The organism is Dyella flagellata (assembly GCF_030160275.1).
In the GTDB taxonomy this organism is placed as follows: Bacteria; Pseudomonadota; Gammaproteobacteria; order Xanthomonadales; family Rhodanobacteraceae; genus Dyella_B; species Dyella_B flagellata.
In genome coordinates, this window is sequence record NZ_BSOA01000040.1 from 15,476 (window position 1) to 34,311 (window position 18,836).

Sequence of the window (18,836 nt, forward strand, 5' to 3'; positions counted from 1 at the left end):
TCGGGAGATGGGCAAGTATCGATGGGTTTTGCGGCGTGCCGCCGCCGTGGCCACGGCGGGCTTCTCCCTGCCGGCTTTTGCGCAGGCCACGCCTGCGCCGTCGCTCAACGCCGGCGACACCGCCTGGATGATCGTCGCCAGCGCCTTCGTGCTGATGATGACAATCCCGGGCGTCGCGCTGTTCTACGGTGGCATGGTGCGGGCGAAAAACCTGTTGTCGGTGATGATGCAGTGCCTGGCAATCACCGCGCTGGTGACGGTGCTATGGATGGTGTACGGCTATTCGCTGGCCTTCAGCACGCAGGGCATGCATGCAGGCGTCACCAATTGGCATTCGTTCCTTGGCGCCTTTGATCGCGTGATGCTGGCCGGGCTTACGCCCTCGACGCTGTACCAGACGGTGCCGGAAAGCGTGTTCGTGATGTTCCAGCTCACGTTCGCGATCATCACACCGGCACTGATCATCGGCGCCTACGCCGAGCGCATGAAATTCAGCGCCATGCTGTGGTTTTCCGGCTTATGGCTCAGCCTGGTCTATCTGCCGATCGCGCACATGGTGTGGAGCGGCCCGGGCTCGCTGCTGGGCGATCTGGGCGTGCTCGATTTTGCCGGCGGCACGGTGGTGCACATCAATGCCGGCATTGCGGGACTGGTCGCCTGCCTGGTGCTCGGCAAGCGGCGCGGCTGGCCGCATACCCACATGCCGCCGCACAACCTGGGCTACACGGTCATCGGCGCCGCCTTGCTGTGGCTGGGCTGGTTTGGCTTCAACGCCGGTTCCGCCGTGGCCGCCAACGGCAATGCGGGCATGGCCATGCTGGTAACCCAGATCGCCACGGCCGCCGCAGTCATCGGTTGGGTGGCGGTGGAGTGGATAGTGCACAAGCGCGCCAGCGTGCTCGGCGCGGCTTCCGGCGCTGTCGCCGGCTTGGTCGCCATCACTCCGGCGGCGGGCACCGCAGGACCCAGCGGTGCGTTGCTGATCGGCTTGGCCGCGGGCGCGGTGTGCTTCTTTACCGCCACGCGCCTGAAGCACAAGCTGGGCTATGACGACAGCCTCGACGTGTTCGGCGTGCATGCGGTAGCGGGCATCATCGGCGCACTGCTTACCGGCGTGTTCGCGGCGCCGAAGCTGGGGGGCTTCGATAGCGCCGTGACGTCGCCGTTGCAGCAGCTGTGGATCCAGGCCAAGGGCGTGGGCTTCACCGTGGTATGGAGCGGCGTGCTGAGCTGGCTGATCCTGAAGCTGGTGGATCTGACGATCGGCTTGCGCGTCGGTCCCGAGCAGGAGCAGCTGGGACTGGATATCGCCGAGCACGAGGAGCGAGCCTACAACCTGTCTTGATCTCGACCGCCCTTGCTCGGCTTGTAGAGGACGGCGACAGGCGCGGTATCACTGCGGTGCGCGCAGGCTCTAAGCTTTGCGCGTGTCCGCAACGAATCCGCCCATGCAAAGCACTACCGACCGCGCCGACGCCCGCCTCGCCTGGGCGCGCGCAGCACTTGGCGACCCTTCGCTAAGCCTCCAATCCGCTTCTTCCGACGCGAGCTTCCGCAGCTATTGGCGCACGCATCACGGCGGGCGCAGCTGGATCGTGATGGATTCACCGCCTGCGCAGGAAGACCCGCGTCCCTGGCTGAAGATCGGCCAGCAACTCGCCGCAGCCGGCCTGCACGTACCGGCCGTGCAGGCGCAGGATCTCGAACAGGGCTTTCTGCTGATCGAGGATCTCGGCACACGGCTGTATCTGGACGAGCTTGATGAGCACAACGCCGATGCGCTCTACGCTGACGCGATGCATGCCTTGCTGCTCATGCAAACACGCATGGACTACCGCGAGCTGCCACCGTTCAACCGCGACCTGCTGCTACGCGGATTGGAAGTGATGCCGGAATGGTTCCTTGGCCGCCATCTGGGGCACACCCCGTCCGGCGCCGAATGGGACGTCCTGCAAACGGCCTTCGAGGTGATCATCCGCAACGCGCAGGAACAGCCGCGCTGCTTCGTGCATCGCGACTATCACAGCCGCAATCTGCTAGTGGTCGAGCAGCACAATCCGGGGGTCATAGACTTTCAAGGCGCGCTTGCCGGGCCCATTACGTACGACCTTGCCTCGTTGCTGCGCGACGCCTACATCGTGTGGCCAAGCCAGCGTGTGGCGGGCTGGGTGGAATCCTATCGGCAGCGCGTGCTGCATGCCGGCGTGATCGGCGCGCAGATCGACCGCCAGCGTTTCCAGCGCTGGTTCGACCTCACCGGGCTGCACCGACACGTGCGTGTGCTAGGTCAGTTCTACCGCCTGTGGTATCGCGACGGCAAACCGGGCTATCTCGCCGACGTGCCGCGCGTATATCACTACGTGATGTCCGTGGCACGCAGCTATCCGGAGCTGGCCGACTTCGCCGCGCTGATCGAACGCCATGCCGGCGGCCATGACCTGACCAAGGTAAGAGCAGCATGAGACATGCGCTGATCTTTGCGGCCGGCCTCGGCGAGCGCATGCGCCCGTTGACCAACCACACCCCCAAGCCGCTGTTGACGGCGCGAGGCAAGCCGCTGATCGCCTGGCACCTGGAGAAGTTGGCGGCGATCGATGTGCGCTATGTGGTGATCAACACTTCGCACCTGGCCGAGCAATTTCCACAAATGCTAGGTGACGGCTCGCAGTGGGGCTTGCGTATCCGCTATGCGTATGAAGGTCCAACTCCGCTGGAAACCGGCGGCGGCATGCTCAACGCGCTGCCGCTGCTGGGGCCGGAACCCTTTATCGTGATCAACGGCGATGTATGGACCGATGCCGATTTCGGGGCGCTGCCGAAGGAACCGGAAGGTGTGGCGCATCTGCTGATGGTGAACAACCCGCCCCATCATGTGCAAGGCGATTTTGCGCTGGATGCGCAAGGCAAGCTCCACGATGAAGGTGGCCCGCGCCTGACATACAGCGGTATCGGCGTTTACAAGCGCGAGCTTTTGCAAGATTGGCGTGCCGTTGCCGACCCCGTCGATGAGAAACCCGCGCGCTTCAAGCTTGCACCGCTACTGCGGGCGGCGATGCGCAGGGGTGAGGTTAGCGGCAGTCATCATCGCGGCGAGTGGACTGATGTGGGGTCGCCTGAAAGACTGGCGGCGTTGAACAGCGAAAATCCGTAGGCGGAGATGACGATCCCAACCTACGATTTCTAGGGCGCACCCGAAGCAAGTGCGGTGATCGTAACGGGTGTGGGCAGCGTACGAGGCGGCACCGCCTGCGCCTCCTCTTGCGACAACGCCGCATCCTGTGCCTGCTTGGTCATCATGATGATGCTGATGCGCCGGTTGATCGGATTGCTCGGGTTGGTCTTGTCGAAGGGCACCGAGGCAGCCAGGCCGACTACACGCGCAATCTTTCCTTCTTCCAGCCCACCATCCAGCAAGGCGCGCCGCGCCGCATTGGCGCGATCGGCGGAAAGCTCCCAATTGCCGTAGTGGCTTTGGCTGCTATAGGGCGCATCATCGGTATGGCCGGAAATACTGACCTTGTTCGGCGCCTGTTCGATAAAACCCGACAACTCGTGCAGGATCGCCACGGTGTACGGCTCAAGCATGGCGCTACCGGTGGCGAACATCGGGCGGTTCTGTTTGTCGACGATCTGGATGCGCAGACCTTCCGGCGTGATGTCGAGCAGCAGCTGGTCCTTGAACGGCTCCAGCGCCTGGCTTTTTTCGATCGCCGCGCGCAATTGCACCATCAAGCTTTCCAGGCGCTGCTTTTCGCGCTCGCGCGCCAGCTTTTCCACGTTCGCGGGATCCGCACGCACGGCGCGGCGGTCCTTGCCGGGGCCATGCGAGATGTCCATGGCGCCGCCAAGCTTGATCATGCTGTCGCTGGCCCCGCCAGGCCCCATCCTTCCGGGCGGCGCCATGGTTGCGGTACCCGGCGTCATGCTCGGATTCTTGAAGTATTCGGCGATGGCCGCGCGCTGCTGGCGCGTGCCTACGCCCAGCAGCCACATCACCAGGAAAAACGCCATCATCGCGGTCACGAAGTCGGCATAGGCCACTTTCCACGCACCACCATGATGACCGTGCTTCTTGCGCCGCGAGCGGCGCACCACGATCAGCGTATCGCGATTGGGCTCATTCACGCGGAGGCCCCAGCCCGCGCGGCGTCCTTGAGGTGATCTTCGAAATCCTGGAAATTCGGCCGTGCCTGCGGCGAAAGCGTCTTACGCGCGAACTCCACTGATACTTTCGGGTTGTAGCCGCGCAAACTGGCCAGCAAGGCCACCTTGACGCACTCGAACGCCCTGCCGTCCTCCTGCACGCGACTTTCCATGGCGGCGCCCAATGGGCCAATGAAGCCGTAACAGAGCAAAATTCCCAGGAACGTGCCAACCAGGGCACCGGCGATGTGCTCGCCGATCTGCGAAGTATCCCCGCCGAGCTGCGACATGGTGTTGACGATACCCAGCACTGCGGCAACGATGCCGAAGCCGGGCAAGGCGTCGGCCATCTTCATCACCGCCATCGCGGGTGCTTCGGCTTCGTGATGGTGGGTCTCCAACTCGACTTCCAGCAACTGCTCCAGCTCGTGCGGATTCATGTTGCCGCCGACCATCAGGCGCAGGCAGTCGGTGGTGAACTCGATCAGGTGGTGTTCCTTCACCAGGCGCGGATAGGTGCTGAAGATCGGGCTCGATTGCGGATCTTCGATATGCGATTCCAGGCCAAGCAAGCCCTGCTTGCGCATGACGCCGAAGATGTCGTACAGCATCGACAGCAGATCGACGTAGTCCTGCTTGCGATACTTCGGCCCTTTGAATAGACCGATGATACTCTGCCCTACGCCCTTGATGATCTTCAGCGGATTGGCGGAGAGGAACGCGCCAAGGGCGCCGCCGCCGATGATCATCAGCTCGGTCGGCTGCCAGAGCGCAAGAATTTGTCCGTGCGATAGCAGGAAACCACCCATCACGCAGGACATCACCACCAGGGAACCGATCAGGACAAGCATGGGGACTCCATTCGGGACGTCAGCGTCCTCCCCTGCTTATCGACCGCTACGAGACTAAATTTAGATCGCGAAACGTCCGCATTGTGATCTGGATCAATTGTTATTTATGGTCATGTGAGCGCGCTCCGCGGCACTTCGTGACAGCCAAATGAAAACGGCCCGGATGACCGGGCCGCTTTGCATGCTCATGGCGTGCTCCGCTACGGCCGGCGCGCCAGCTCCGGATTTTCCTTGGTCACCGGCATCAGGTCCTTCTTCGACACGCCCAGCCACAACAGGATCGGGCTGGCCACGAAGATCGACGACAGCGTGCCGACCAGGATGCCGATCAGCATGGTGATCGCAAAACCGTGCACTGTGGGGCCGCCGAAGAAATACAGCGCGGCCATGGCGATGCCGGTGAACAGAGACGTGATGATGGTTCGCGACAGCGTGCTGTTGATCGAGCGGTTGAGGACCTCTTCCGGATCGGCCTTGCGCGAGGAACGGAACAGTTCGCGGATACGGTCGAACACCACCACCTTGTCGTTGATGGAGTAGCCGATTACCGCCAGCACCGAGGCCAGCACGGTGAGGTCGAATTCGCGCTGCACCAGCGAGATCACGCCCAGCGTCACCAGCGTGTCATGCACTTCCGTGAGCAGCGCGGCGATGGCGAAGCGACGTTCGAAACGGATCCACAGGTAGATGCCGATACCGATGATCACGAAGATCGCGGCGGTCACGCCGTCACTGCGCAGTTGCTCGCCCACCTGCGGACCGACGTAGTTCTTGCCCGCAATCTTGGCATCCGGACGCCCTGCCTGCAGCGCCTTGGCCACGTCGACGGAGATCAGGTCGAGGTTGGGCGACTTGCCTTCCTGTTGGGTGTAGTGATGGTCGTCCTTGGGCTGGAAGCGGATCGACACCTGGCGGGTGCCGCCGACGCTCTGCACGACGACGTTCTCGATGCCACCCTTGGTCAACGCGCTGCGCACGTCCTCGGTCGCGACTGGGCTGTCGTAGGTGACATCCATGCTCACGCCGCCGGTGAAGTCCAGGCCGTAGTTCAGGCTGCGCGTGGCAAGCAGCGCAATCGAGGCGATCACCAGCAGCACGGCAATGCCGATGCTGACTTTACGCAGACCCAGGAAGTGGACGTTGCTGTTGTGGCTGAAAATTTCCATGCGAGTCTCCGATTACACCGACAGCGTCTTGAGCTTGCGGCCGCCGTGAATTAGCGCGGTGATCGCGTGGGTAACCGTTACCGAAGTGAACATCGAGGTGAGGATACCGATCAGCAGGGTGACGCCGAAGCCTTTGATTGGCCCGGAGCCCATCGTGGTCAGCGCCAGCGCGGCGATAAGGTGGGTGACGTTGGCGTCGAGAATGGTGGCCCAGGCTTTTTCATAACCGGCACGGATCGCCGCCAGCGGCGTGGAGCCGTTACGCAACTCCTCGCGCACGCGTTCGCAGATCAGCACGTTGGCGTCGATCGCCATACCCAGCGTCAGCACGATACCGGCAATGCCCGGCATGGTGAGCGTCACGCCGATCATCGACATCACCGCCACCAGTACCACCAGGTTGAAGAACAGCGCGATGTCCGCCACCAGGCCAAACAGCTTGTAGTAGATCGCCGCGGCCAGCAGCACCAGGCCCAAGCCCAGCAGCACCGCCTTCAGGCCCTTGTCGATATTGTCCTGGCCCAGGCTGGGTCCGATCACGCCTTCGGAAACGATATCCATGCGCGCGGCGAGCGAGCCGCCCTTGAGCATCGTTACCAGGTCCGAAGCGGCCTTCGGGCTGCCCAGACCGGTGGTCTGGAACTTGTTGCTGAACACGCCGTTGATGGTGGCGTAGTTGATGACCTGGTAGGTGGTCTTGGGCGTACGCACTTCCTTGCCATCGACGATCTTGGTGTCGGTGGTGTTTTCCACATACACCACAGCCATCGGCTTGCCGACGTTCTCACGCGTGAAGTCGAGCATCTTGGAGGCGCCCACCGAATTCAACGTCACGTTGACGCTCGGCGAACCCGTCTGCTGATCGGTGCCGGAGGAGGCATCCGCCAGCTCGTCGCCGCTGGCGATGATGTTCTTGCTGACCAGGTAGGCGATCGTATTTTCCGCGTTGTAGTAAAGATGGGCATCCGGCGGAATATTGCCGCTGTGGACAGCATCAGCCACGGTCTGGTCACCCATCCAGTCCCTGCCGTTGAAGCGTGCTTCGCCCAGCCCTGCCACGTATTGCAGGGTGGCGGTGGCACCGATCACTTTCTTCGCCTCGGCCGGATCCTGCACGCCCGCCAGTTCCACCGAGATGTGGTCCTCGCCTTGCGCCTGGATCACCGGTTCGGACACGCCCAGCGCATTGATGCGATTACCCAGCGTGGTGAGGTTCTGGCGAATCGCGCTGACCTGCAGGTCATGCAGCTTGTTCGGCTTGATGACCGCATTGAGCACGAAGCGGTCACCGGTGCTCTGGCCGTCCGTAACCGCCAGATCGGTGTATTCGGTGGCGATCGCGTCGCTGGCCGCCGTGCGGTCTGCTTGAGAGCCCGTGACGACGATGACGCCCTGGCCGCGCGTAGCATTGCGCGTCACCGAAATGAACGAGATCTTCTTGTCCTTCAGCAGGGCGGTAATGTCCTGCGTATAGCGGTTTTCCTGGCGATCGATGATGTCGTTCTGGTCGACCGCCATCAGGAAGCGCACGCCACCCTGCAGGTCCAAGCCCAATGGCATGGCACGGCCACCGATCACGCCCAGCCAGCGAGGCACCGTGGACTCCAGGTTGAAGCCGACATTGTAGTTCTCGCCCAAGGCCGCCTTCAGCGCATCCGCCGCGCTCTTCTGCAGATCGCCGTTGGCGAAGCCCACGACGATGTAGTCGCCGCGATTGGGATCGTGCTTGAGGCTTTCGTCGACATACGACAGCTTGGCCGCCTGCAGCGCGGAGATGACCTTCTGCTGCACCGTCGGATCGAGGGACGTGCCCTGGGCCGGCGTGACCTGCACGGCCTGCAGTGGCGGATAGGCGTTCGGCAATGCGTACAGGATGCCCAGCACCAGTACGACGGCTACCAGAAAGTATTTCCAGCGTGGAAAATCACTCATGCCTTGCATCCGAATGAACCGCGGCAGCATGGCCGCGGGTAGCTTGATGGACTAAAAGAAAGGAACCGGGCGCCGCGATCAGGACGACTTCAACGTGCCCTTGGGCAGCACCTGCTGTACCGCCCCCTTTTGCAGCTTGATCTTCACGTTCGGCGCGATCTCGACCGTGATGAAGGTTTCGCCCACGTCATCGACGCGGCCGGCGATGCCGCCGTTGGTGACCACTTCGTCGCCCTTGGCCAGGCTCGACATCATCTGGCGGTGTTCCTTCTGCCGCTTCATCTGCGGGCGGATCATCATGAAATACATCAGGCCGAACAGCACGATCATCATGATCAGCATGGAGATGCCGCCATTGGCCGATCCTGGCGCTGCCTGCGCCAGCACGAAAGTCGTCGGAAAGTTCATCAGCTTATCCCGCAAGTTGTGGCTGCGACTGGAGTTTTTGCCGCAAGCCCAATAAAAGACATCGGATTATGCCATGAGTACGGCTTTTTGCGTTCGCCCCTGATTCCCTCCGGGGGGAAGCCAGGGACCAGGAGTACCCCGCCGTACACGTGCCCATTGGTCCTTGAAATGGCTTAAAAGTTCGCCCCTGTATCCCTTTGGGCGAGCCTGCCCCCCCCCCCTCACCCCAGCCCTCTCCCCAAAGGGGAGAGGCGGCTATTCAGCGGCCACTGCCTGCCGCAGGGCATAGAACTCGGCCACGAAGTCATCCAGCGCTCCGGCCGCGATAGCCTCGCGCAGCCCGGCCATCAAGACCTGGTAATGGTGCAAGTTGTGGATCGTGGCCAGCTGACTGCCGAGGATCTCGTTGCAGCGATCCAGATGCCGCAGGTACGCGCGGCTGAACCCCTGGCTGCAGGCATAGCAGGTGCAGCCCTCCTCGATCACGCGGGTATCGTTGGCGTATTTGGCGTTACGGATGCGCAGCGTGCCGTGCGAGGTGAACAGGAAGCCGTTGCGCGCATTGCGGGTGGGCATCACGCAATCGAACATGTCGATGCCGCGGCGGACCGCCTCGACGATGTCCTCCGGGCGACCCACGCCCATCAGATAGCGCGGTCGGTCCTGCGGCAGCAGCGGCACGGTGAAGTCCAAGGTGTGATTGCGCTCAGCCTCCGGTTCGCCCACTGCCAGCCCGCCCACCGCATAACCGTCGAAGCCGATCTGGATCAGTCCCTCGGCCGAGCGTTTGCGCAGGGTTTCGTAGACGCTGCCCTGGACAATGCCGAACAACGCATTGGGGTTCTTCCGCTCGTCGAAAGCCTGGCGCGAGCGCTCGGCCCAGCGCAAGCTCAGCTCCATCGATTCGGCCGCGACTTTCTCCGTTGCGGGATACGGCGTGCATTCGTCGAAGATCATTACGATGTCCGAATCGAGCACCGTCTGGATGCGCATCGATTCTTCCGGCGAGAGAAACACCTTGGAACCGTCCACCGGTGAGGCGAAGGTCACGCCCTGCTCGGTAATCTTGCGCTTGTGCGCCAGCGAGAACACCTGGAAGCCGCCGGAATCGGTGAGGATAGGCTTGTTCCAGCCGATGAAGCGATGCAGGCCGCCGAACTCGCCGACGATGTCCAGACCCGGCCGCAGGAACAGGTGAAAGGTGTTGCCCAGGATGATCTCCGCACCGACATCGAGCAGGTCGCGCGGGGTCATCGCTTTCACCGAGCCATAGGTGCCCACCGGCATGAAGGCGGGCGTTTCCACGCTGCCGCGGTCGAAAGTGAGACGGCCGCGGCGTGCGGCGCCGTCGGTGGCGAGGAGATCGAAATGCATGGCGGTCATCGGGGAATTATGGCATTGAATCCTCTCTCCGAAGGGGAGAGCAGGCAAAGCACGGGCCTCACTCGCCTCCTGGCAAGATCAGCATCGCGTCCCCATACGAGAAAAATCGATAGCGCTGCTCAACCGCATGCCGATAGGCATCGAGGATGAACTCCCGCCCGGCCAGCGCGGACACCAGCATCAGCAGCGTCGATTGGGGCAGATGGAAATTGGTGATCAATGCATCGATGCTGGTGATGCGGTAGCCAGGAAAGATGAAGATCTGCGTTTCGCCCGCGAAAGGCCGCAATTCGCCCTGCACCGTAGCGCTTTCCAGTGCGCGCACCACGGTCGTGCCGACAGCGATCACCCGCCCACCGGCGCGACGAGTCCGCTGAATCTGCTCGACCAGGCTGGCGCCGACATTGAGCCATTCGCGATGCATCTTGTGATGCGCGAGCTCCTCGCTGCGTACCGGTTGGAACGTGCCTGCGCCGACATGCAAGGTCACATAGCCGAAATTCACGCCCAGCTCGCGCAATTGCTGCAGCAAATTCTCGTCAAAATGCAACCCGGCCGTGGGTGCGGCTACCGCGCCCGGCTCGCGCGCGTAGACCGTCTGGTAGCGCTCCAGGTCGCTGCTGTCCGCATGCCGCGAGATATACGGCGGCAAGGGCATCTCACCCAGCCTCGACAACAGGCGTTCCAACGGCTCGGGCGATTCGAACCGCAGTTGAAAGAAGCTCTCGTCGCGCCCCAGCACCGTGGCATGGCTGCCGTCGGCCAGGATGATCACCGTGCCTTCGCGCGGTTTCTTGCTTACCCCCAGTTGCACGGTGGCTTCGTGTGCGCCGGTGACGCGCTCGATGACTATCTCCACCGCTCCGCCGCTCGGCTTCTGTCCATACAGGCGCGCCGGCAATACGCGCGTGTCGTTGAACACCAGCAGATCGCCCTTGCGCAGCCGCGACGGCAAGTCGCGGAACATCCGATCTTGCCAGGTACGCGTAGGCACATTGAGCATCAGCAGGCGGCTTGCGCTGCGCTGAGGCAAGGGGGCCTGGGCGATCAGTTCAGGCGGGAGGTCGAAGTTGAAATCGGCTTTCTTCACGGGGAACGCTGCCTTGGAATGGCGCATTATCGCGCAAACGCGAACGCAAGTAGGCTAGGATGGAATCCCAGCTTCGGAACTCCCAAGAAAGCTGGGATTATCATCCCAGCCTACGTGGCTTCAACCTTTCACGCAGAGCACCTGGCGCAGCGTATGCACCACCTCCACCAGGTCCGTCTGCGCCGCCATCACCGCATCGATCGACTTGTACGCCGCCGGCGACTCATCGATCACGCCCGCATCCTTGCGGCATTCCACATGCGCCGTGGCGGCACGGTGCTGCGACAAGGTGATGTTCTGGCGGGCAGCCGTACGGCTCATCACACGTCCGGCACCGTGGCTGCAGCTATGGAAGCTTTCAGGGTTGCCCTTGCCCCGCACGATGTAACTGCGCGTACCCATGCTGCCCGGAATGATGCCCAGCTCGCCTTCCCTGGCACTCACCGCACCTTTGCGCGTAACCAGCAGCGATTCGCCTCCGTGCGTCTCACGCTGCACATAGTTGTGATGGCAATTCACAGCCTGCTTCTCCAACTGAAACTTCGGCAGGCGGTGGCGCATTTCATCCAGCACGCGCGCCATCATCGCTTCACGATTGTGCCGCGCGTAGTCCTGTGCCCAGGACACGGCTTCCACGTAATCGTCGAACAACGGCTCGCCCTCCATGAAGAAGGCCAGGTCCTTGTCCGGCAGCTGGAAGCCGAGCACGCGATACGCCAGTTGCTCGCGAGCACGTTCGATGAAGTACGTGCCGATCAGGTTGCCGGTGCCGCGTGAGCCGGAGTGCAACATCACCCATACCGCATCCGTCTCGTCGAGGCAGAGCTCGATGAAGTGATTGCCGCCGCCGAGCGTGCCGAGCTGCCGGTCGAGCTTGTCGATGCGAATGCCGCGATGCTTGACCTTGATCGCTTCCAGGCGCTCGAACAAGCCCGACGCACCCAGGCGCGATTCGACGCTACCCGGCACACGGTGGTGATCACCTCCGCGCCCGTTGCCCACCGGCACGCCGCGCTCGATGCTCGAACGCAGCTGCGCCAGGCTGTCTGGCAGGTCTTTCGCGCGCAGCGTAGTACGCACCGCGGCCATGCCGCAGCCGATGTCTACACCCACCGCTGCCGGAATGATCGCGCCACGCGTGGGCACGACCGAACCCACGGTTGCGCCCTTGCCAAGGTGCACGTCTGGCATCACGGCCACCCACGGGCCAACAAACGGCAGTGCGGCGATGTTCTGCAGTTGGCGATGCGCCTGTTCTTCAAGCGGCACACCGCGCACCCAGCCTTTTATCGGCGTGGCGCTGCCTTCGGCATGCAGCAGTTCGTAATGAGTTTGCGTTTCCATATTTGTCATCCATCAGGATCGGCATGGCACTTCCTTCTGCCATGCCGAATTTTACTGCTTGAGACTCACAAGCTGCGTCAGCACGCCGTCCAGGCCACCGAACACGGTGAGCTTGTCGATCTTTTCGGTGACCTTCTCCAACGCCTCCAACTCTTTTAGACGCATCAGGGTCGGGCTTTCCTCGATCAGCTTGGCTGTATTGAGGAGGGAACGCGTTGCGTTCGCCTCCTCGCGGCGACGGATCACGTTGGCCTGCGCCGCCTTCTCCGCCTGCACCACGCTGTTAAGGATCTCCTTCATCTCGCCCGGCAAGATCACGTCCTTCACGCCGACACCAAGCACCTCCAGACCCAAGTCGCTCACGCGACCGTGCACGTACGCGAAAATGTCTGCATCCAGCGAAGCCTTGTCGCCGAGCAACTCGTCCAGCGTCTTGACGGAAACCGCCTTGCGCAGGCCGTACTGCAGCTCGCGGTACAGGTAGTCGCCGTACTTGGCGACCTTGGTACGCGCGGCGACCGGATCGACCACACGCACGCTTGCCGCCAGGTTCACACGCAGGCTTACCTTGTCACGCGTCAACAACTCCTGGCCAGACACCTCGACGGACTGCACGCGCAAGTCGGTCACCTCGGCCGCGACATTCTTGCGGAAGTTCCAGAACGCGTAGGCGCCCGGCGTCAACGCACGCACCAGCTTGCCATCGACGAACAATAGGCCCGTGGACTCCACCGGCACGTCGACCGTCACCGCCACCTTGGACAGCACGCCGAGCTGGCGCAAGCGCGCCACCACATTGGCATCGATCGCCAGCGATTCGGACAGCCATACCAGCTGCACTTCGATTTGTACCAAGGCATGCCAGTACAGCTTGCGCGTACCCGGCGCCAGCACGTCCTCGAGCTTACCGTTCTTCAGCACCAGGCCGACCTGGTCGGTACCCACGTCGGCAACCAGGAAGTGTTTGGCAAGCTCGTTGTCCGTGGATGCCATCAGCACTTCAGCGTCGTTGCCACTGTATTCCGGACGCGCGACGTTGTGCACGACCACGGCGATGCGGCCGAACGGGTCGAAGTAGCGATACACGCCGGCCGTCAACACGGCCTGCACTCGACGGTTGCGATATAGCAAACCGCGCTCGCCGTCGCCGATCACGATTTGCTTGATCCATGACATGGGAATACTCCTTTTCGTTTCCCGACCACCGGTCCACCTGGATAATCCGTCACGCCGGCGGACCTTTAATGCGTGACGGTTGCTTTCAAAATCACGAACGCACTGCACCCTCCCGCTCGGGATAACCGGTGCTCAAGCATTCGGCACGGAAGAAAAAAGTGAAAACGCCTCTTTACGCATAGAGGACGGGATAATCGCGCCTTGCATGAGGAGACCATCGTTTCCATGCACCCGCCGGCGTACCGCCTACGCTGCATTTTCACGACCATCCGCCCAGGCTTGGGACGGAAATCCGATCCTGTACCCGCTGCGCGAACTGACTCGTCACCTTCCCTGGTGATGCATCAGTCAACGCACGAGGCATTTCCTGTGGAAGGGCTTTCGCCCTGGCTGGAGCGGGAATCGAACCCGCAACAATCGGATTGTTAGTCCGATGCTCTAACCGATTGAGCTATCCATTGGTGCGACGTACCGGATTCGAACCGGTCGCCAACGGCATCATGAGCCGTTGCTCTACCTTCTGAGCTAACGTCGATGGTCGCAACACCCGCGCACAAGCTTCGGCATACGCCGAAGGCAAAGCCCAGCGCACCGGATGGGCTTATGAACCCATACCGCTGAAGCCTGCCGATGGAATGCTGCGTATTGCCGACCGTTTCCAATCGGCAATTCGTTTGGGCTAGGGATGCTCTGATCTATTCCACGTGCCCGGCATGACGTCCAGAAGGCCCGCAGGGCGTGCCGCGCGGCACAGGGCAGACTGGCCGTCTGTTCAAGCCGCGGGGCACGCCCTGCGGGCCTTCTGGACGTCACCCCGTCTTTAATTTCAAAATGTTGGGGCCGCACTGTATGCGCGCCTCGCAGCGACCCAGCGTCTAGACAGACGGCCATGCCTTCCTCGCTCCTCAAACCAGGCACGTCCCTGTGCCTTCCCCGCGTGCGCCACTGGGTCGCTGCGAGGCGCGCATACAGTGCGGTGACGGGTACGTGGAATAGATCAGAGCATCCCTGACGCCCTAATGCATGAAACCCGTTCTCGCGCCACCCACACCGAAGCACCCAGGTGCAGCGCACATGCGCCTGAAGCAGCCGCGCCCTTGGCCACGGCGCCAACTCGCACCGGGTGCTTCAGGGCGGAAGAACTCTTCCGTGGACCGGATTCACGATGGTTTTTCGCATGAAAATCCCTTGCAAACGCCAAAAACAAAACGCCCCCGGGATAGTGACCCGAGGGCGTTCGCGTTGCCTCGGGAGATCGGGGTGACCGATCTCCGCGAGCGGAATCGGTCAATCAGTAAGAACTTTGGGCAGATGCCGTTCGCCGCGCACGCATGGCAGCACATCGCGAGCATGGCGCGACGGCAAACCGAAATGTGCGAAGTGATACAGCATGACAAACCCTCGAATAAACTCGCCGACATGGGCGAAGGACGCGAACATTACGTGAGCTTTATTTTTAATGCAAGCGCTTTTTAGCTAGGAATATTTCCTAATCTTCGAATGATTTTCATAATCACCCGCGACGCGTCAAAGCCATCCCTTCTGCCGTGCCAGCCGATACGCCTCGATGCGATTGGCCGTGCCCAATTTGCCGATCGCCTCGGATAGATAATTGCGCACCGTCCCATGCGAGAGATTGAGCTTGGTGGCGATATCGCTGGCGGACTGTCCTTCGCCGGCAAGACGCAGCACCTGCCGTTCGCGATCATTCAACGGATCGGCTTCCGACCAGGCCTCCAACGCAAGCTGCGGATCGATCGAGCGACCGCCACGATGCACGATGCGCAAAGCCTCGGCGAGATTCTCCGCCGGCGCGTCTTTCAGCAGGTAACCCGATACGCCGGCATCCAGCGCGCGCCGAAGAAAGCCAGGGCGCGCGAAGGTGGTAACGATGATGCATTTCACCGGCAGCTCCTGCCGGTGAATGCGTTGCGCCAGTTCCAGGCCGGTAAGGCCGGGCATTTCGATGTCGGTGACCAGCACATCCGGCTTCAATCGCTGCACTTCGCGCCAGGCCGTTTCGCCGTCGGCAGCCGAGCCCAGCACTTCTATATCCGATTCGAGATTGAGCAGCGCCGACAGCGCTCCGCGCACCATGGCCTGATCTTCGGCGAGCAACACACGAATCATGCGGCATGCCCCAGGAAATCATTCCGCACGGAAGCCCCCGCCTGCGGGAGCGCTGACGTGTTTGCCTTTTTGGCGTCCAAGGGCACCGTTACCAGCAAACGCGTACCGCGATGCGGCGGCGATTCGATCTGCAACGTCCCGCTTAGCCCGCGTACACGCTCACACATGCCGCTGAGCCCATTGCCATGCGCGGCAAGTCCACCTTTGCCATTGTCGCTGATTTGCATTTCCAGCTTGTCTCCATTGCGATCAAAACGCACGCTGGCCATGGTTGCCTCGGCATGACGATGAATATTCGTCACCGCCTCGCGCAGGACCAGCGCCAATCCGCGCTCGACATCCTGCGGCAACGAATCGGGCAGCACGCCGTAATCCAGCCGCACGGCGGAGGATTCAAGCATCAGGCGGGCCGATGCCAGCTCGGCCGCAAGATCGGTGGAACGAATGCCGGTGACGGCGGCACGCACTTCCGCCAAAGCATGCCGCGCCACCCGCTCGGCTTCTTCCAGTTCGCGCCGCGACGCTTCGCTGTCGCGATCGAAAAGCTTGCGCGAAAGCTCCAGCTTCAAGGTAATCAGGGACAAGGTATGGCCAAGCAGGTCATGCAAGTCTCGCCCGATGCGCTCCCGCTCGGCGGTTGCCGCCAGCCTGCGCACTTCGTCATGCGAGAGCCGCAATTGGGAGTCCATTTCCTCGTTTCGGCGCTCCGCATGAATGATCAGGGCGACGATGAAACTGGTCACCGGGAGCCATATCACTGCCTGCCACGGATAGTGGATCAGCCAAGCCTCGGCCAGACACGTCGCATTCAGCGCAGCCAGGACGAGCATGTGGCGATAAATGCTCATCCGGCAAACGCGAAACATCACGCAGCCAAAGACAAAGTAGACCAGGCTGCTGCTGTACCAAGGCATCAATACAAGGGCGAGCGCCACCGTAGCGAGTCCAAAGAACGGCACCTGCCGCTGCGTGGCCACGCAGGACTTGGCGTAAAGCACCAGGAAGATCGGATAGCTCACCAGGGTGAGCCACAACCAGGTCCAGGAAAACCGGTCGAACAGCGGCGCCACGGGTATCCAGATCGTCCATAGCAGATGCACCGCATCCACCCAGGGCGACTTGCCCTTGCGGATATTGCGCACCGCCTCCGAATCGGGGGCCGGCGTAAACCAGCGGCGAATAGCGGCTTGCATGGTCATGGCTGCGTCCCCCGCACCGTCATCATCTTCAGACACATCCTACTTCAACCGTAGCGCCGCAACCTGCGCACGGCGATCAGGAAGAAGATGGCGGCAAAGCCCACCAGGATCGCGGCATGCCGGATCGCGACGCCATGCTGCAGCCCTAACGCCGTCAGCCCCAGCTGATGCAGGTGGTAACTGGGCCAAACCGGCGCGATCTGCTGCAGAGTTTTCGGCAACAGGTTGAGCGGGATCCACAGTCCGGACAGGAAGGACATCGGCAAGTAGATAAGGTTGAGCATGCCCGGTGCGCCCTGCCCCTTGATCAGGGTGCCGACCAGCATGCCCAGTGCGCAGAACGGCAATACGCCCAGCACTCCGGTCAGCAACAGCAGTCCGGCTTGCTGCCAGGACAAGGCCACGTGTCCAAGCCCCAGCCCCATCGCGAGCAGCAGCAGGATCACCACCGCAGCTGCCACCATCGCCATCAACATCTTGCCCAGCAGATACGCCCCCGGCGGCATCGGCAAGGCGCGCTTGTAGGTGAGCAGGCCGCCATCGCGCTCCAGCGCCAATGAAACACCAAAGCCGAACAGGCCCGGGCTCATCACGCCGAACACGCCATAGCTCACCAAAAGATAGCGAGCGGTGTCGTCACCTGGCGGGTGGCCCATGACGACGCCGAACAACAGATAGAACATGGTGGGAAGCAGCATGATCGGCAGCATGAAGCCGGGCGCGCGCATGTAGCGCAGGCACTCGCTACGGGCTTCGGCGAGGTAGGCGCCGATGACGCGCCCAGTACTCATGCCCGCTACGGATGCTGCCGGCACTACGGGTATCGATACGGTATTCATCACGCGGCCTCCTGTTGTTCGCCTTCTTCGCGCGTCAATTCGGTAAATGCCTCGGCCAAGCCGGCACGCTGCACTTCCAGCGCGCTGAGTGCTGCATCCGCATCAAGCAGGCGACGCAGGACGTTCTCCGGTTCGCTGGTCTGGATGAGCAGGCGCGCACCCTCACGTTCGGCTGAGGTCACCTGTGGCCAGGCAGCCACTGCCCTCGGGTCGATATCCGTGGCGCAACGAATGCGTGCTAGCGGTACTTGGGCGCGCAACGCATCGACACTTCCCTCGCTCAGCACGCGCCCCTTCGCCATCACAATTACGCGTTGCGCCAGGGCTTCGGCCTCTTCCAGATAGTGCGTGGTCAACACCACCGAGCAGCCTTCGGCGACCAGGGCTCGCATCGCATTCCACAACTTGCGGCGCGCGTCGATGTCCATGCCTACCGTCGGCTCGTCCAGGAACACCAGTTCAGGCCTGCCGCACAAGGCGAGCGCAAACTGCACGCGGCGCTGCTGGCCGCCTGACAGCTTGCCGTAAGGCCGGTTCAGCAGATCGCCGATACCTGCCAGCGCCGCGCTCTCTTCCAGCGGCCGCGGTTGAGGGTAGTAGCTCGACACCAGGCGCAGCAGCTCGCCGACGCGCAGCGTAAACGGCAGCATGGCCGATTGCAGCATCACGCCGATGCGGCGGCGTGCCTCGATGCGCTGCGGGTCCATACCGAACAATTCCGCCTTGCCCCCGTCCGGGCGTATCAGCCCAAGCAGAAGACCGATGCTGGTGGTTTTGCCGGCGCCGTTGGGTCCCAGCACCGCGAGCAGTTCGCCGCGCTGCAGCAGAAGATTCACGCCGTCGAGCGCGGTAACACCGTTATAACGCTTTACTACCCCGTCAAGACGGGCTACGACATCGGATGAGATGGTCATGTTGGCCTCCTTGCACTGCAGCGTAAGGATGCCAGGCGCGTTTCTGCAGTTGTCTGCGTCAGCGATCCGGGATGACAGCCGTCATCCATTGGATAGCCGCATGGGGGTACCGCCGCCTCGGTCCAGCGGTTATCCTGATGCTTATGCGCCGGCGGTTTCCCCATACGCGGCGCAGTGCGAACGGGCGCATCGGCCCGGGCTTTAAGGCCCTTCACGCACGAAAAAACATCCTGCCGGCCTGCTTCGCGATTGGGTGCGCGA

General features: G+C 62.3%; 17 protein-coding genes and 1 tRNA gene. 4 read left to right on the forward strand and 14 right to left on the reverse strand.

Going from position 1 to position 18,836, the window contains the following annotated elements:
• Nucleotides 1-7 precede the first annotated feature (7 nt).
• From QQJ96_RS16390 to murU, 3 genes are all read left to right on the forward strand, one after another.
• Complete coding sequence (locus QQJ96_RS16390; RefSeq protein ID WP_284333100.1) at nt 8-1,345, forward strand: ammonium transporter; 1,338 nt, start codon at nt 8-10, stop codon at nt 1,343-1,345.
• A 103-nt stretch (nt 1,346-1,448) separates the two neighbouring features.
• Nucleotides 1,449-2,462: an aminoglycoside phosphotransferase family protein gene (locus QQJ96_RS16395; RefSeq protein WP_284333101.1), complete on the forward strand. Its 1,014-nt coding sequence runs from the start codon at nt 1,449-1,451 to the stop codon at nt 2,460-2,462.
• Nucleotides 2,459-3,151: an N-acetylmuramate alpha-1-phosphate uridylyltransferase MurU gene (gene murU / locus QQJ96_RS16400; protein ID WP_284333102.1), complete on the forward strand. Its 693-nt coding sequence runs from the start codon at nt 2,459-2,461 to the stop codon at nt 3,149-3,151. Before QQJ96_RS16395 ends, murU begins: the two co-directional genes overlap by 4 nt.
• Nucleotides 3,152-3,180: 29 nt before the next feature.
• On the opposite strand, the gene motB is transcribed toward murU, so the two are convergent.
• From motB to QQJ96_RS16450, 10 genes are all read right to left on the reverse strand, one after another.
• Nucleotides 3,181-4,125 (reverse strand): flagellar motor protein MotB, encoded by a 945-nt coding sequence (gene motB, locus QQJ96_RS16405; protein ID WP_284333103.1) that lies wholly within the window; start codon nt 4,123-4,125, stop codon nt 3,181-3,183.
• Nucleotides 4,122-4,994: a flagellar motor stator protein MotA gene (gene motA, locus QQJ96_RS16410; RefSeq protein WP_284333104.1), complete on the reverse strand. Its 873-nt coding sequence runs from the start codon at nt 4,992-4,994 to the stop codon at nt 4,122-4,124. The genes motB and motA overlap by 4 nt, the downstream gene beginning before the upstream one ends.
• A 200-nt stretch (nt 4,995-5,194) precedes the next feature.
• Nucleotides 5,195-6,160, reverse strand: coding sequence for a protein translocase subunit SecF (gene secF, locus QQJ96_RS16415; RefSeq protein ID WP_284333105.1), 966 nt, complete (start codon nt 6,158-6,160; stop codon nt 5,195-5,197).
• 12 nt (nt 6,161-6,172) lie between these two features.
• The gene (secD, locus tag QQJ96_RS16420) at nt 6,173-8,092 is read right to left on the reverse strand and encodes a protein translocase subunit SecD (RefSeq protein ID WP_284333106.1); all 1,920 of its coding nucleotides are present in this window, start codon (nt 8,090-8,092) and stop codon (nt 6,173-6,175) included.
• A gap of 78 nt (nt 8,093-8,170) precedes the next feature.
• Nucleotides 8,171-8,500, reverse strand: a complete 330-nt coding sequence (gene yajC / locus QQJ96_RS16425) for a preprotein translocase subunit YajC (RefSeq protein WP_284333107.1) — start codon at nt 8,498-8,500, stop codon at nt 8,171-8,173.
• Nucleotides 8,501-8,755: 255 nt separating this feature from the next.
• A complete protein-coding gene (tgt, locus tag QQJ96_RS16430) occupies nt 8,756-9,883 on the reverse strand; it encodes a tRNA guanosine(34) transglycosylase Tgt (RefSeq protein WP_284333108.1) in 1,128 nt (375 codons plus the stop codon).
• 58 nt (nt 9,884-9,941) lie between these two features.
• Complete coding sequence (queA, locus tag QQJ96_RS16435; protein WP_284333109.1) at nt 9,942-10,973, reverse strand: tRNA preQ1(34) S-adenosylmethionine ribosyltransferase-isomerase QueA; 1,032 nt, start codon at nt 10,971-10,973, stop codon at nt 9,942-9,944.
• Between the two features lie 120 nt (nt 10,974-11,093).
• Complete coding sequence (locus tag QQJ96_RS16440) at nt 11,094-12,317, reverse strand: RtcB family protein (RefSeq protein WP_284333110.1); 1,224 nt, start codon at nt 12,315-12,317, stop codon at nt 11,094-11,096.
• A gap of 51 nt (nt 12,318-12,368) precedes the next feature.
• On the reverse strand, nt 12,369-13,493 hold the full coding sequence (locus QQJ96_RS16445; protein WP_284333111.1) for a slipin family protein: 1,125 nt from the start codon (nt 13,491-13,493) through the stop codon (nt 12,369-12,371).
• 387 nt (nt 13,494-13,880) lie between these two features.
• Nucleotides 13,881-13,951: transfer RNA gene (locus tag QQJ96_RS16450), tRNA-Val, on the reverse strand.
• A 616-nt stretch (nt 13,952-14,567) separates the two neighbouring features.
• Between QQJ96_RS16450 and QQJ96_RS16455 the strand changes: the two genes are divergently transcribed.
• Nucleotides 14,568-14,969 carry a hypothetical protein gene (locus QQJ96_RS16455; protein ID WP_284333112.1) on the forward strand — a complete coding sequence of 134 codons (402 nt, stop codon included), beginning with the start codon at nt 14,568-14,570 and terminating at the stop codon, nt 14,967-14,969.
• 51 nt (nt 14,970-15,020) lie between these two features.
• On the opposite strand, the gene QQJ96_RS16460 is transcribed toward QQJ96_RS16455, so the two are convergent.
• Genes QQJ96_RS16460 through QQJ96_RS16475 form a run of 4 tightly spaced genes read right to left on the reverse strand, consistent with a single transcriptional unit; the run spans nt 15,021 to nt 18,575 of the window.
• Nucleotides 15,021-15,623, reverse strand: a complete 603-nt coding sequence (locus QQJ96_RS16460) for a response regulator transcription factor (protein ID WP_284333113.1) — start codon at nt 15,621-15,623, stop codon at nt 15,021-15,023.
• Nucleotides 15,620-16,822 (reverse strand): sensor histidine kinase, encoded by a 1,203-nt coding sequence (locus QQJ96_RS16465; protein ID WP_284333114.1) that lies wholly within the window; start codon nt 16,820-16,822, stop codon nt 15,620-15,622. Before QQJ96_RS16465 ends, QQJ96_RS16460 begins: the two co-directional genes overlap by 4 nt.
• Before the next feature lie 44 nt (nt 16,823-16,866).
• Nucleotides 16,867-17,661, reverse strand: a complete 795-nt coding sequence (locus tag QQJ96_RS16470) for an ABC transporter permease (protein ID WP_284333115.1) — start codon at nt 17,659-17,661, stop codon at nt 16,867-16,869.
• On the reverse strand, nt 17,661-18,575 hold the full coding sequence (locus QQJ96_RS16475; protein WP_284333116.1) for an ABC transporter ATP-binding protein: 915 nt from the start codon (nt 18,573-18,575) through the stop codon (nt 17,661-17,663). The genes QQJ96_RS16470 and QQJ96_RS16475 overlap by 1 nt, the downstream gene beginning before the upstream one ends.
• Nucleotides 18,576-18,836 lie beyond the last annotated feature (261 nt).